8 protein-coding genes and 1 pseudogene are annotated in these 15,392 nt (G+C 58.5%); 4 read left to right on the top strand and 5 right to left on the bottom strand.

Annotated elements, in window-relative coordinates; genetic code table 11:
- Positions 1–109 precede the first annotated feature (109 nt).
- Positions 110–931, top strand: a pseudogene (gene tnpC / locus SKA58_RS14120) (IS66 family transposase); the annotation flags it as partial.
- Positions 932–1,144: 213 nt separating this feature from the next.
- Here the strand turns inward: tnpC and SKA58_RS14115 are convergent.
- Complete coding sequence (locus tag SKA58_RS14115; protein WP_009823140.1) at positions 1,145–2,647, bottom strand: hypothetical protein; 1,503 nt, start codon at positions 2,645–2,647, stop codon at positions 1,145–1,147.
- Positions 2,644–7,611: an AAA domain-containing protein gene (locus SKA58_RS14110; protein ID WP_156784217.1), complete on the bottom strand. Its 4,968-nt coding sequence runs from the start codon at positions 7,609–7,611 to the stop codon at positions 2,644–2,646. The genes SKA58_RS14115 and SKA58_RS14110 overlap by 4 nt, the downstream gene beginning before the upstream one ends.
- A 241-nt stretch (positions 7,612–7,852) precedes the next feature.
- Here SKA58_RS14110 and SKA58_RS14105 point away from each other — a divergent pair, with 241 nt between their 5' ends.
- Genes SKA58_RS14105 through SKA58_RS14095 form a run of 3 tightly spaced genes read left to right on the top strand, consistent with a single transcriptional unit; the run spans position 7,853 to position 9,880 of the window.
- Entirely contained in the window at positions 7,853–8,266 is a 414-nt protein-coding gene (locus tag SKA58_RS14105; RefSeq protein ID WP_037543214.1) for an MbcA/ParS/Xre antitoxin family protein, read from the top strand.
- Between the two features lie 47 nt (positions 8,267–8,313).
- Positions 8,314–8,982 (top strand): RES family NAD+ phosphorylase, encoded by a 669-nt coding sequence (locus SKA58_RS14100; RefSeq protein WP_009823137.1) that lies wholly within the window; start codon positions 8,314–8,316, stop codon positions 8,980–8,982.
- 19 nt (positions 8,983–9,001) lie between these two features.
- On the top strand, positions 9,002–9,880 hold the full coding sequence (locus SKA58_RS14095) for a 3'-5' exonuclease (protein WP_037543660.1): 879 nt from the start codon (positions 9,002–9,004) through the stop codon (positions 9,878–9,880).
- A gap of 44 nt (positions 9,881–9,924) precedes the next feature.
- Here SKA58_RS14095 and SKA58_RS14090 read toward each other — a convergent pair whose 3' ends face one another.
- From SKA58_RS14090 to SKA58_RS14080, 3 genes are read right to left on the bottom strand one after another with little or no spacing between them, the layout of a single operon-like run.
- Entirely contained in the window at positions 9,925–12,330 is a 2,406-nt protein-coding gene (locus tag SKA58_RS14090) for a helicase-related protein (RefSeq protein ID WP_198005973.1), read from the bottom strand.
- 20 nt (positions 12,331–12,350) lie between these two features.
- Positions 12,351–14,168 carry a hypothetical protein gene (locus SKA58_RS14085; protein ID WP_009823130.1) on the bottom strand — a complete coding sequence of 606 codons (1,818 nt, stop codon included), beginning with the start codon at positions 14,166–14,168 and terminating at the stop codon, positions 12,351–12,353.
- A complete protein-coding gene (locus tag SKA58_RS14080) occupies positions 14,165–15,358 on the bottom strand; it encodes a hypothetical protein (protein ID WP_156784216.1) in 1,194 nt (397 codons plus the stop codon). Before SKA58_RS14080 ends, SKA58_RS14085 begins: the two co-directional genes overlap by 4 nt.
- Positions 15,359–15,392 lie beyond the last annotated feature (34 nt).

Here is a 15,392-nt window from a genome sequence, read left to right as displayed (position 1 = left end):
GGTGTGGCGCGTACGGGCTTCGGGCTACGCCCTCCTCCCTTCGTCGCCACACCAGCAGCCGATTCTCATCTTGATTGTCGCTGCGTTCTCATCCTGTTTGTCGCCGCGCATGCGCCGATCAGAGCGGCTGTTCGCCGACGAGACCGCTGCGCCGGTGCTTGACCCGGGGCGCGGAAGGACGAAGACTGGCCAGCTATGGGCCTATGCCCGCGATGATCGGCCATGGGGTGGCGTAGGTCCGCCGATGGTCGCCTATGTCTATGCGGCAGACCGGAAAGCCGAACGGCCCGACACCCATCTCGGAGATTTTGCAGGCATCCTGCAAGTCGACGGCTATGGCGGATACACAGCGCTTGCCAAACGCCGCGGACAGCAACTCAGCCTCGCCTTCTGTTGGTCACATGTCCGGCGCAAATTCTATGATCTTGCCGCCAGTTCCCCGGTCGCGACCGAGATCCTGCGTCGGATCGCCATGCTCTATGCCATCGAGGATGAGGTGCGCGGCTACTCTGCTGAACAGCGCCGCATCCAGCGCGTCGAATGCAGCCGCATCATCGTCGCGGATCTCAGGCTCTATCTGGACGCCCGGCTCCGCCAGATCAGCGCCAAGAGCAAGCTGTCCGAAGCCATCCGCTATGCGACAACGCGCTGGGACGGACTCGTTCGCTTCATCGACGATGGTCGGATCGAACTCGACACCAACACCGTCGAGCGATCAATCCGCCCCTTGGCTTTGAATCGAAAGAATGCCCTCTTCGCCGGTTCCGACGAGGGCGGCGATAACTGGGCGGTCATCGCCACGCTCATCGAAAACTGCAAGCTGGGCGGCATCAATCCGCATGACTGGCTGAACCAGACGCTGACCGCGCTCGCCAACGGCTACCGGGCCAATCGCGTTCATGAACTCATGCCCTGGATCTACGTGGGCTGAGAACAGCGCTTACTGAGCAGTCGCTGCGCCGCTCGCTGAATCCTCAATCTCGTCCGACACCGGCCACCCCGCTCAAAGAGCGGCAATCATCCCCGCGAATGGGCGCCGTGCAAGGCGGCCGTCAGACCTCGCTTACAGAGGTCCGGCAAATCGGTGCCTGAAATTGAGGACATCTTCTGATGGGCCGGCGCAGAGCGCACCTCCCGCCAAGCCTTATTCTCCGCTGGTGCCGCTGGGCTCCGCAGTCGTTGGCGGCTCTGTGGCCTCGAGATCATAAACGAGTCGCTCAGGCAACTTGAATGCGGCGGCGTTCTCTTCAAGCAGTGTCATCGCCCTCGCAACGATCTTCTCGTCGAAACTCGCGAAGCCGAGAGGCACGGCGAGCCCGGAGGCCTGGCCGATCGGCGCATGGACCGTGGCCGCCATGAATGCGCCAGGCACCAGAAGCATCTCGAACCCGCCGGGGAACACCTTCTTGTCGGTCTCACAGCACTTCTCGAAGGCCTCTTGGATCCAGCGGTCTGGTCGTCCCGCGCTGAAGCTTACCGTATCCACGGGGCGGCGGGCGGTAAGTTCCTCGTTCGTGCGCACGATACGGTCCCGGAAGCGCTCCACGACTTCCGGTAGTATGCCACTACTGCCCCATAAGGGCGCTTGCGGCACGACCCAATAGAGCGCGGAAGCGCCGCGCTGGGCCCGACGGAACCCGTAGTTTGCTACCTCCACGAGACGCCGCGCATTCTCGAGCGTGAAGAGGCTGCCCACGATCGGAGTCGTCTTGCGATCGATACGCACATCGCCAAGGTTAGTAAATGCGTTTCTGTAGTAGCGCTGGATGCTCAGACCGTCCTGCCGCGTCCACTCCTTCAGATATTCCGGCGCAAGCCGTAGCAGGAGCTTATAAGCCTCGGTGTCGTCCGCACGCCGGTGGATCGACAGCGTGTCGACAAGTTGTGCCACCGCGCGGCCGACTGCTTCGCGGTCGGAAAGGTCATAGTCCGATTTCCACTCCGACAGGTCGATCTCCGCTGCGGATGGCTTGAGGCCCGTTGACACGAGATGCACGCGTACGACAGTCGAGAATCGCTCCTCTGCTGAAACGGCGTCGATAGAATAGAGCGACCGCCTTGCCGTCGCGTTCGGGTCAACTTTCGGAGCAAACTCCCTGAAGAAGCGCCGGAACGAGTTGGGAACTCGCTCCGTTGCGGTGCTGACTTGATTAGGGTCCGTAAGCGGCAGCTCCGGAAGGCTCTGATCGAAGTAGCTTAAAAAGCGGCGCTCTGCAGGAGCCAGCGACAGCAGGTCGAAAGCGACCCTGGCAGACTTTCGCTCCACCTCGTAAATCAGTGGTTCCTCCACACCTGGCCGGAACAGTCCCTGCCCTGTCGCGGTCAGGCTGATGCGTCCATCGCTGCGTGTGACGTAGTCGGCGTCCTCGACTTCGTGCAGTACATACGCCATCTCACGACGGGTGTAGCCAAAGAAGGCCTGCGCGGCATCCTCGGTGCAATTTCCCATCGAGCGGATGAAGCGAAGTAAGAACTCGGCTGTCACCGACACTTTCCCGACGTCGGCGATCTTGTGTTCAACGGCGAACTGACGGCACGGGAGGGTCACGTCAATCGTAGCCAGCTGCAGCGGGCGGTCCTCAATCTCGTCAATGAGGCCCTCGCGGACCGGGCGAACGGTCAGCTTCCCTCGCTTAATGTCGGTCATGCCACGGTATCCAGAATATTGTCGTCAGGACGGCTCGTGCCGGAGGTCTGCTCTTCTCCCTCAAGAAAGACCAGCGCGTCGATCTCAGCCGCATCACCCGATTCGAGGTTGCGCTCGAACGCGCTTGCTATCCGATCCATCGGTCCATCCGCCTCCCAGCGCGAAAGGCTTCCAACGACCACCAACCGGTCCATCGCGCGACTGATGGCGACGTTGATGCGATTCTGCTTGGCGAGGAATCCGGGGCGGATCGTGCCGATGCCGTCCCTCTGAGCGCCGTCCCAGTTGTTCCGTACGAGGGAGACGATCACAATCGGATTCTCCTTGCCTTGGTAGCTGTCGATCGTATCGACCTTCAACGCGGCTTGGAGCGATGGATGGATCGCAGCCATGGCGATCTTCCTCTTCAATAGGTCACGTTGCGCGGCATATGCGCAAATGATGCCGATGGCGTGCGCGTGCGCCGACGGCTGCTCAAGCCAGCCGATGAAACCCGTGCATTCGCTCCAACGTCTGAGCATCTGCACGATCACATCGGCCTCTACCGTATTCGTTAGGCTCCCTCGATGGTTGCGGTCGGACTGACGGGCGCGCTTCCCGTAAGACGCTGTGTTGAACCAGGTCACTGGCGTCACGAGTTCGTCTGGAATGACATCCGCATCAATCATGGGCTTTGTGCGTCCATGTTCCAAGTGGCCGTCGTAAAACGCGTCCGAGACGATCTTTCCGATCGGGGGCAGCATTCGGTACTGCCGCTGGAGAGTATGACCGGCGGCGCGTCCGTAGGCGGTCTCGAAGACGCGTTCGAAATCGCTTCGCGCCACCTCAGCGACGCTCGTATCAAGCCTGTCCGATACCTCTTCGACCACCGATTCCGGGTGCTGCGGCTCGAGTTGTTTGTGATCTCCGACGAGTACAACCCAAGCTCCCGCCTGGATCGGAACCGCAAGCTCACTGGCAGTACAACGCGCCGCCTCGTCAACAATCACGAGGTCGAACGGTGTTGAGGTGAGACCTAAAGCCGAGCGGCCGAGACCGACGCACGTGCCTGCGACGATCTGCCGTGTGCCAGCAAGAAATGTCTCGAGGCTGCGTTGCTCAGTCGAAACCGTTCCAACGAAGTCGCGCGCTAAAGCCGCGACCGCCTGGAATCTGGCGACCTTATCCGCGCTCGGCCTGATATCAAGAGGAACTGCCTTCAAGCATGCATCTACGACGGCGGGAAGAATACTTTCTGCTGGCGTCGCTCTATCGACAGTCCCTCCCAGCTCAAGCGACCCTATCTGCTGCTCGATCGTATCCCAGAGAGCTTCCGCGCGGCGCTGAGTTCCGTCATCACCACTCAGCGAAACGAGCTTGGTGGCGACCGGCCGGATTGCCAACTCGACGTGCACGAGTGCATCGCGGAGCGAATCCGGAATGCCCAATCCTTGCGCTGCGATAGCCAGCCGCTCTCTCATCTCGGCCCTAAACCGATCCTTCTGTAGCTGCTCAACCCTCTCGACATGGAAGGGTAGCAATCGATCTGACACGACGCCTTCGTTTCCGACGCGCAGGATGCTAGGAACTTCGCCGGCGTTTGCGAACAGCTTGAGCACGGCTTCAGCCGCGTTGTTGACCGCCTCGTGCGCCTGGCTCGCAAGCAGAACGTTCCGTGCGAGCCCCAGTGTAAGCGCCGCATGCACAAGCGCCGCGATGAAGACGGTCTTGCCGGTTCCCGGAGGCCCTTGAACGAGCGCCAACGGACGCGTCCCTAGGACCGACGCTAGCGCCTGCGCCTGCAGATCGTTCAGCGCATATTGCTCCTTGAGCGACTCGGTCCTGTATGCCTCGGTGAGGCGAAACGGGGTCGCGCCCGTCCTCGGATCGAAGATGTCGATGAGGTTTCTGGTTCGCGACTGTCTACCCACGATCCGCGTTACTGCCGCCTGCCGGCGATCCAGACTGGTCTCTTCCATTCGGCTCCGGAAGCGCAGCTCGTCCCCCTCTTCGGTGAGTGCAGCGCCGTTGCTCTGCTCGGCTCGGAAGCTCTCAATGAAGAGATGGTCTGGCTTGGACCTTTGGAGATCCAGCTGTCCGATCGGTCGCCAGTTGCCGCGTCGATCTTCGCGCTCGACCAAGACGCGATCTCGGCGATTGTAATCGAGTGAGCCGCTATGAAGATCGAATTGGACTTTGTGCCGGTTGCTGGAGCGTTCGTAGACGCTGTCCTCTGAGACATGGCCGTAAGTGATCAGCTCCCGTTCGGCATCAACTAGCAGCTTCCATAGGCGCGCGACGTCGACCTTGCCGCTTGGGTGAGACTGAGCCGCAATGGCCTCAATCAGGTCGTCCTCGGGAGGCTCGGACGAGACCACACCGTCCTCCGTCGATGGGGAGGACTCATCGGCATCCTCGATCGGATCTTGTTCTACAGCGTCCTGTTCCTGCGTTATCTGGCCGATAGCCTCCGTCACGGCCTTTACGACGTCATCCCGTTCGAGAACAGGCAGGAGCGCAGTGACATCCGTCACGGCGCCATCCTCCACCACGATGCTGCCTTCAAAGGAACCGAACTCGTGCCGCTCAACCCGGCGGATGCGCGACTGTTCGATATCGCGCCGCTCAATCCGAATCGGCTTGCCTGCGACGTCTAGCCTGATCTCTAGCTCCTCGCAGGCGCCGCGCAAGACGAGCATCCGCTTGCGCGGGGGCATTCGGAGATAATATCGTCCTTCGTCGGCAAGCATTCTTCCCGCCGCAACGTGGGGACTGAAGACACGCAACGGCTCCGCCTCGCGTGCTTCCGGCTCCGACGCCGATAGCGCGTCGAGGAGCGGCATGAGCGTAGCATTCGCTGGCTCGTCCATCCTGATCTTGTTGATAGCCAATCGCGCACGGCCGGCGACGGAACACTCGTCGTCGGCGAACAACTGCTCAGCGATCACGGTGACGGCGAAGCAGTCGCGCTCGAAGCGGCCGCCCGACTCTGGTACATAGGCCGAGGATATCCGTTCACCGTCTGATGCGCTGGAGAAGTCGAGCAAGTCTATGAGGACTGGATCCTCTGGGCGGGTAGGGTCGACCAAGATGTTAGCTGGCTTTAGGTCCCCATGCGCTAGCCTGAGCGTGTGAAGCTCCTCAACGCGCGAGCAAAGGCTGGCAACCAGCGAAAGCCTTGCTGGCCGGTCTAGGTGGCCGGAGGCTCCGTCGATCAGGCTGGCCAAATCCGGACGATCAATCCATTCCTGAATCATGACGATGGCATCGCCCAACCACATCGCGCCAACGATCGGAGCGCAGCCACCAAGATCGCCGGCAGCAATCTCTGCCACCCTATCGAGGAAGTCGAGGATTCGCGGCCCCTCCTTCTGCTGATCTCCCCAAGAGGCCCGCTTCCAGACCTTCACGAGCAATTCGCGGCCATCTTTGCTGGTCCGCCACATTGCGCGGGCGTCGTCGTCACGAAGTGGCTGCTGCGGCGGGTAAGTCATGAAGAGATCGAGCTGGGTCTTGATCGAACCGCGATGTCGCTCGAGCCCCTCGATCACCTCCGCCGGAGTCGGCCGCACCGCGACCGCCGCGTTGAACGCGCTCAGGGCCTCACCAGCGTTGGCGAATCTGACCGCTGGGTCCGCCGATAGAGCGATCCCCAACCAGCCGTGGAGTTCGAGAAACTCGCCTTCCGCATCAGCACCGCTATCCCACTCCGAGAACCCGGAGTTGGCGGAGGGAGGCACATTGAAGAGCAGGCGGTGGACGGCCGATGCAGCGAGGAAAACGTCACGGCGCGTTGGCGAGGAAGGAACGTCGAATAGGTCCTCGGGCAACTTTCCAGTCGCAAGGAACTGGAAGCGTGACTCCCCGAGGGAACGGACGTCTGGATAGCTGGCGGCCATCAGGTGCGACAGCTTGACCGTAGATGGGCGCTGGACCCAGACACTATGTTGCCCGAGATCGAGATGAGCAGCGCCCGCAAGGTGCAGTGCGTCCACCGATGTCAGCAGCTGCCTCGCGAGCTCGATGCGATCAGACCTGCTGAGGTCGCTTAACTCGTTGGTTGCGAAGTCGTTCAGCCGCAGAAGGCGACGGCGACGATCATACACCTCCCAGTATCGGACGCCAAACTCAGGGTCCCGTACCTTGCCGTCGACGAGCACTGCGTCACACTGATCGCAGCGATCCTGAAGGTATGCCACCACCTCCTGCTCGCGGCCCGCGATCTCGCTTCGTCCCTGCTCAGTCTGAAAGTGTGGCTGCGCCTTGGTGAAATCCCACAAGCGAAGCACGCCGAGAGTCGGAGATGGACGCTCATCACTGGCTTCGAACTCGGCATAAACCCCCTCCGGATGTTCGAACACCGAGTCAGTGGAAGTTGCATAGTATCCACCGTAGGTTCTTCGCCCCGGCACAAAAACGCCCTTGCTGACGTTGAAGAACTTGGAAAGCTGAGCCTTCCATTCGGGCGACGTGAGGTTGCCGGCCGGACTGGCCTTGCCTAGTAGTTCTATCCGCTTGTGGAAGGACTTCAACGCAGGCACCAGCGTGGTAACCGGCACAACCGCCATTCGTTCGGTCTCCGATATACCGCTGAAGTCGGCATTCGTCGTGAGGACCACCAACCCCTGCACCTTCGGAACCACGACGTTCTTGTCTTTGGTGTACTTACGAAGGTGAGTCTCAAGCTGCGTGTAAATCGTTCTGGCGTTGGAGAGGATCTTTCCTACAGGCGACGGTCCATGATCCCGGCTGTCGTTAAACCAGTGCCCGTCGCGGCTATCGATCGGCCCCCTCCATTCCTTGAGGTCGATGACCAGGATGCGATCCTCCGCCACTATGATTACGTCGATTTCGCGGCTGTGACCGGTGGTCGTGGCGAGGTCGAGGTTTGTGTAGGCGAACCACTCAGGCGGCAGGCTTGTCAGCGCGCTAACCCCACGCACTTCGCGCTCATGAAGCCCACGGCCAGAATTATTGATTTTCAAGTCGGCCCCCAAGCTCTTGTTTCGTAGACAATACGCATAGTCAGATCGCTTGCAACTAGCTCCCCAACCGCCCCGACTGTCTAGTATTGATATTTTTGTCCGGTGCGTTGTGCTTGATCTGGCAATTTCCGTCCGAGAAAGCAGGTTCGAAGATGTCGGCTGGAGAGTTATCTAATGCTCCATCACGCATCATTGCCAAATGTCCTGAAACTCATTAAATGATGCCATATGGAGATATGGCATGTCGATGCTTGAGTTGGTTGATACGGCGCCTGGGCCCTTCCAGAATAGCCCCGTTACTCAAGAAGAAGGGGCAGCGATGTTTCGGGCGGCCACGACCCTTTTTGGGAAATGGGGCATAACAGACGAGCAGGCAGCAATCCTGACCGACATGCCTGTGCGCACCTACCGACGTTGGAAGGCCGAGGGGCCAGGGCGCATGTCTCGCGATGGGCTTGCCCGGTTATCCAATCTCATGGGCATCCATAAGGCTCTCCGCATCATTTTTCAGGAGCCGCTGCGGGGCTACGACTGGATAAAGGCGTCCAATGCGGCCTTTGAGGGCGCGAGTGCGCTGGCGGTCATGCTGGGCGGCGAACTGACGGACTTGATGCGTGTGCGGCGCTATCTTGATGCGGAACGCGGCGGCTGGTGACCCCGGCTAACGAACTGCCAATCTGCAGAGTTGAATGGGACGGCGCAGTGCGGATCATCCGCAGCGTTTACCCACCCATCGACCTATTCGAGGATATCGCCGATCCGGCGGATTGGCCTCTGTTGCTGTCGGCCGAGCAGAAGACCAACCCGCGCATCAGGGCATCGATCGGGAATCTCGACCGTGTGCCTCCCGAGCGACGGGTGGGTGGGAACGGAGCTTCCTATCTGATGGCGTCCTTTACCCATGTCAGTGTTGACCGTCCTAGCCGGTTCTCCGACGGGAGCTATGGCGTCCTCTACGTCGCCGATCGCTATGAAACCGGCCTGTTCGAGACGATCCATCATCATGCCCGGTTCATGGCGCGCACGGCCGAAGCTCCCGGTTGGACCTCCCAATTTCGGGAAATCATCCTGACGGTTTGCGCGGACCTTCACGATCTGCGCGGCCAGGGCGATCTGTTCGCTGCTTGCCTCGATCCGGATGATTATACGGCCGCCCAGTTGCTGGGGGCTGCCCTGCGCAATGCTGGTTCTGATGGGATAGCCTATCCGAGCGTGCGGCAAGCTGGGGGAGAATGTGTCGGGCTCCTCTACCCCGACTGTGCCTCCAGTCCTGTCCAGGGCAGGCATCTCGACTATCATTGGGACGGTAAACGGGTTGATCTGGTCAGGGATGCCGGCAGCGGCGCGGTTTTCCGGGTGGTGGAAGAATGACAAAGGGATCGTTGGCATCATGACGTTCTCTGCTGACGGTCGTCACGAGCGCGCAGCGGAGGCGCTAAGCAGTCATCCTGATTATCGGGTCCTGCGCCGGTTGATGCCTGTGACGGCTTTCCATGATGCTGATCCACGGGCGCCCAGCAGGATTGGCGTTGCGGTTGACGTAGAAACGACCGGCCTCGATCGAGAAACCGACAGGATCATCGAACTGGCGGTTCAGCGTTTTCGGTTCGATGCTCTGGGGCGCGTGATTCAGGTCGGCGTGCCTCGGGTCTGGCGTGAGGATCCGGGCATTCCGATCGACCTCAGGATTACCAAATTGACCGGGCTTATGGCGGATGACCTTGCTGGTCAGGTCATAGACGAGACAGCAGCCGTCGAGATCCTTTCGTCCGCCGACATCATCGTCGCGCACAATGCGGCGTTCGACAGGCCGTTCATTGACCGTCGTCTGCCTGCCATCGCCGGCAAGCCCTGGGCCTGCTCCATGGCGGAACTGGATTGGCTGGAGCTTGGATTTGACGGCCGCGCCCTTGCCCACCTCGTGTCGCAATGCGGTTGGTTCTATGAAGGCCACCGGGCAGAGAACGATATCCTCGCACTCATCTATCTGCTGGCTCATGGTCTGCCGGACGGCGAAACCGTCCTTGCTAAGCTCATCGCCTGTTCGGAAAAACCCACCTATCGCGTCAATGCGATCGATGCGCCCTTCGACGCGAAGGACCGGCTGAAATCGCGGGGATATCGGTGGGATTCGGCCCTGCGCTTCTGGTGGAAGGCGATCGCCGAGGCCGACAAGGAGGCCGAGGAGGCATGGCTTCTGAGCGACGTCTATGTCGGTCATGGCAGGCCGGCCTTCCTTACTGTCACCGCGATGGAGCGCCACCGCTAGCCAATTTCAAGCGCTCTTCGGACCCACAGCATGTTCGGTGCCGATCAAGGTCTGAAACTCGGCGTCATAACTCGCACACGTTCCAGATTTTGCCTATAGGTTTCGTCTTCACATGGCTGCTCCTGATTCATCCGGATGTCTCCATGCAGCTGCGCACGCAGGCGTTCCCAACGCGTCATCAGAACACGCAGGTTGTGTTCGGCATAAGTGCCCTCGACATATGGGATAATGATCTCAATCTGGGGGGCATCCCCGCTTTGTTCGGATGCCGCCGCAAAGTCAGCGGCCATTTCCCGCCAGAGGCTACCCAGGCGATCGACCCGGCCGATCTGCTGTTCGCATATGGCCGGATTCCATTCTGGATGGAACATTAGGATGGTTCGGCAGGCCGTATGTAAGTCTAGCCCCTCGCTAGCTACTTTCGATTGAGCGACTAGAACACGAGGCCAACTGCGCTTGCGATTAAATGCCAGTTGCAGGTTGCGCCGTGTTTGAGCGGCCACATCGCCATGGAGAAAACTGGCGAAATGTCCGGAACGGCCTTCGAACCCCTTTAGGTATGCCAGAACGGCCTCTGTTGATGTGAGGCCATTTTCGTCCTGATTATCCCCCAAGAGAAGTTCGTCAAAGGCGCATTTTACAGCGGCTTGGCGGTCGATGCCGCCTTGGGCGAGAAGCTCATCCACATGGGGCTCAAGCGCACGGAATAATGCTGCCAAGGAAACATCATCTAGTTCAACGTGGTGGTTACTAAGAAGGCTGGCGAGAATGGGCCGGACTTGCTCACGCACAGGACGTCGTGCATTTTCGTGCTGTTGATATTTCTCGGTAAGATATTTGTCGATCCCGTCGGCGTGCCGGATTTCACATCGCGGGCCGCGCTCAAAAAATGCCACCGAGAAAGCTTGTTTTTGAGCAAGTGATAGGTGGGTTTGTGGCCATTCGAAATTTTCTGGTTCATTGAGCCGCCTGACGAGTTCACGCATGTCGAGTAGGTTCGTTAATGCTGCGAGGGGAGCATTATAACGACCGAACACAAGCACCTTTTCGCCCCGCGCAGTTCGTTCCTCGATCAAGCGAACTGCTTCTTTCAGCAGGGGGTTAGTGAAACGTGCTAGAGGTTTGTCGAGACCAGCGGTTCTCAGGAGATCTAGCCACGGCCCCGTGGTTCCATCTGTAGTAAGCTTCTCCTCATCAAAGATGGCGGGATCAGCATCGACGGCGGCCGCCAGTCCCAATCGGAGACGCCTTTGCTCGGGGGAAACATCCTGTCTCTTCAGTGAGAGAGCTTCCATCGCTAGAAAGGCACGCTTCCAGGACAGCTCCATTTGGCCGAACGCAATCGGATTATCCTTTCGTTTGCGATGGCCGTCATGCTGGTTGAGTTTCGCATGCCGAACAAAACCCTGAATAAATTCATCATCCCGCTGATCTCGGCGAAGAACCCAAGGGCCTAGAATTTCTGTCATCCGACGTGCCGGAGATTCAAACTTCGCTACTGCTGAATTGGTCAACGGTCCCCGGTTGAGGCAGGTGATGGCTTCCTCATAAGCCTGAACGACAGACTTTATTTCCCGAAGTTTTTCGGGAGGTAGGAGCAGGCGTTCTAGAGTTGAAATCCATTGAGAATTTTCCAATTCAATGGGGGTCGCTGTCAGGCCTATATTCAGGCAATCGGGTGCTCTCGATACGATTTTGCTCAGAATACGGCTGATGGAGGAATCGATGCGTCGAGCCTTATGAGCTTCATCTAGAATCACCAGGTCGAAAGGGCCGAGCGCGTGGCCGAGCAGAACCTGAAACCTGGCCCAGATGTCGCCGTTCTCACAAGCATCAAGCCGAGCGCGAAATGCATCAGTTTCGTTTCCACATAATCTATCCGCTAGTTCACGAGCAAACTGCTCATCGGGATGGTTGTTGCGAATGTACCGTCGCTTTCCTTCCAGCGATTTACGCAGCTGATCGAGAAACCGGCGGGCATATTCCTCCTGTTTCCTGGTACGCTGAAATCTACCTAAATTATGCGACAGAAGGAGAATGGGTTCGGCTGCCCAACTATCCTCTGGCAATTCTTTCTGATTGCGTCGGCGCTCATAGACTATGCGCCGATTTTCTGAGTTCGCGAGTTCGCCTTGTCGATAAGCGTCCAGGAGGGTCCAGATGCTGCGCAACGGGAGAAGAGGCTGGTGACGAGTATCGACCAGCCCGATCTCCTTCTGCCATTGACTACCAATGCCTGGCGGAATGACAGCAGCGACGCGACCGCCGGCATCAGCCACCGCGCTGGCGAGAGCCGCAGCGATCCGGGTTTTGCCCATGCCCACTTCGTCGGCAATCAACACACTGCGTTGGCCTTGCTCGATCCGAGAGGCAATGGCGCATAAGGTTTTGCTCTGGCCCGGCGTGAGAGCGAGATTTGTCCAAGGCTGGGCAACGAGTTGCTCGGCCACCTTCGTCCAGTTGCAACTCATTAGGCACTCACAAAAAGGGAGGGGAGGGCATCTAAGCCCCAAGCCGTGCTGACGCGAGACACCATCTCCGCATGGTTAGAGACCAACGGATCGTTTGGCTCCGACCATTCAGGCATGAATCGATATTCAGCCAATGCGGTCAGCGGATTGATGCCAAAGCCTCGTATCTGATTGATGAGTGCATCCTCCAGCGGCAGCAAAGATTTTAATTGCTCCTCGCACCGATTGGTCCACCTGCGAAATTCGTCCCTTGGGATTGTCGGCTGGCGATCACAAAGGCTGACCATCAGTCGCATGATCCGCCGGGTCGCGTAGTCTCCTGTTTGCCGGAAGCCGATCCTCGCTCCATCATTTGGATTTGCGTCATCATCGGAAGGATCATCGTCATCGGGATATTCAGGTGCCTGATCAGGGAAATGAGTAAGTCCGGCAAGTAGGTCTTCGATACGCATCGGTGCGCGGGGAGGAATGATGAAGCCGTCACCCTTTGCCAGAACTGGGATTTCCGCTTTGCTGACAGCTAAAGTGACAGCAGCAGGGGCTGGATCCCATGCGTAAGGAAGCGTTTGCTCCTGCCCGTCGGCGTCAAGGATTGTTAGCGCGAGTTCGGCTGAAACCGTCTCGGGTAAGTGCAGCTTCCCCTCGAACCAGACGAGGTATGGGATCTCTGGGGCATCGACCCCGGCTCCCGGATGCTCGAAATCTTCGCCATGCTTGAGTGATGCAGGTTCGACTTTTGCGCCTGTCACAGGAAGGTGATAGCCGAGGGTGCCCGGATGCTTTCCTTCTCGGATCAGGCTTTTGGGTTCGAATAACACACCTGCTTCAAGGTTATTGGAGGCGTTTGCCGCACGAGCTAGGCCCTTTTGGCTAAGGTTTCCTGAGCCGATGTAGCACCATGCGTTTGTGCATGTGTGGCTTCCGCCCGCCGAGAAGATAAATTTCGCGTGGAGATTTACCTGAGATTTATCGGGTTCGGGCGCCCTAAATGTCCATTGGTCCTTGCTTGCCTGTAGCTCTTTGGATTGGTCTGCGATGCCTTGGCAATTTAGGGTGTTGAGTATCACCTCATTATGTGAACTCTTCGTCAGCGCCTTGATTTCGCGCAGCCTTTGAACGATGTCGGCTAAGAGCCCTGAAGTTCCGCTCTCAAAGAAGCCCGATCCCATAATGAGCTGATTCCGGCGGACCGGCTCCAGCCGTTCCACACGTTGCATGATCTCGTCGAGCAGTGGCTTTTCTATATTAGAGAAAAACCGAGGGGCCGGGCGACGGCGTGCGAGCGCGATCCGGGCTAGATCCGCGTCAAGCGCCTTCGTTGGAGGATCTCCGTCGGCGGCAATCTCTATAATGCTCGTATCGAATTGAGGCTTCAACCAATCGAACATTTCAGCTGCCGCCAATATGTCCGATGCCGCCTGCTTATCTGGTTTGGTGCTGTCCCAATTCACCGACCAGAACAGATCGATGTTGCTAGTCAGCGTTTCATGGGTCCAGTTTCCTGTCGAAACTACAAGACGCAGAACAGTGTCGGACCCGCGGGTGAAGCGCAACAAAGCGACCTTCGCATGCAGAAGGCCACATTTCAGCTGGTGCTTTCGATATAAAAGGTGAAGTCCTGGAGTAACGGGGAAGTGGTTTTCCGGCGGGTGAAGGTAGATTGCAAGAGCGATGCGGCGTTGTCTATGCCCCTGCGTGAAGATCGACGTCATCCTGTGCAGGATGTCTGCATGAGCGGTAAAACCGCATACATAGCCAAAATCTCCCCGGTAATCTTCAGGTGGCCTGAACAGGCTGAGGATGGATTCGGATTTCATGCGAGATCTTCCAACAGAGCATAAAAATTGGCGATCCGTGGCAGCTGCGGCGGATAATCATTCTCTTCGGACATGCTGTGATTCTCGGCAGCAGTGGATTCTTCGATCTCGCCCCCTGCTGCCGGCCCCAGGAAGAGGTGATCGCCTTGCTCGATGACAACGGTGCCATCTCGTCTCGCTAGACTCGATATGACGTTGGTGGCACTACCAAGGCAAATTCTCGCGAAGCTATGGGCCGAGTGCCCCGATGAACTATCCACATGGTCGAGCATTTGTTTTGCTGTGCTGGTCAAGAAAGCTAGTTTCTCAGCTACAGCCGTGTTGCGCGCAAGTTGACCGCAGGTCGCCTTGCTCGGACGACCGCCCTGCTTTTGCAGGTAATTCTCGACCTGGTTGAGAACGGCTAGTGCGGCGTCTCGTAGATCGATAAACGCTATCCCTGCACGAATATCGGCAAAATGATCTCGGGATAGCGGGGGAGGGCAAGCTTTCGCCGAGGCAAGCAGTGCTGCGCCCCTCATGCCGAGTTCCTGAAGTGCTCGGCGGCGGTTAGAATCCCTTCCGCGCTCGAGGAGTTGTCGTTGGATGATCTGACGGGCCTCCTCTCGAACCTTTCCACTGGGGAAAAGGTGCTTCAGAGACTTCGGAGATTCGTACTCCATCATCCATCTCTTCAAAGCGTTATATTCACGCCGATAGATTTCGCAGATTTCGCCTCCGGGCTCGGCGAGCGAATAATCGTTGAACCGCGTGCCTCCAGAGGAGACGAAGCCTAACGCGGGAAGCGCTTGCACTGTCCGCATACGTAGTGGCTGAGTGACGTAGGCGCCTTGCCTTGCAAGGGCTCTGAAGGTTGCGTCTCCCTCACCACGATTGGCAAGCTTTCGATGCCCTATCCCCCGGCTCATATCTCCGCCCTTGCGAAGTGCGGTCCACATGACCCGTGCTTCGATCGCGTTGGCAGTCTGGAGGCGGCGTGGTGACCGGCAATGAACTTGCACCTCTTCGTCTTCGCACAGCGCAATTGCGAGAACTGCCCATACGATTGGCATGGCGTAATAGATGCCGCCTATGCCTGGAACGGAACATTCATTGAAATGTCGAACTACCGATGCCAGCTCGAGTGTGCGGGTCCGCCGCAGTGATGGAACATCCTCTGGTGCGAGAATGCCCCAACTGAAATCTGTCATACCTAGTCCCATGTAGTCAGTGTTAGCGCTGAGT

The sequence above is a fragment of the Sphingomonas sp. SKA58 genome (assembly GCF_000153545.1).
Lineage (GTDB): Bacteria > Pseudomonadota > Alphaproteobacteria > Sphingomonadales > Sphingomonadaceae > Sphingobium > Sphingobium soli.
Note: the sequence above shows the minus strand (reverse complement) of the source record. Positions and strands in the feature narration are given on the sequence as shown.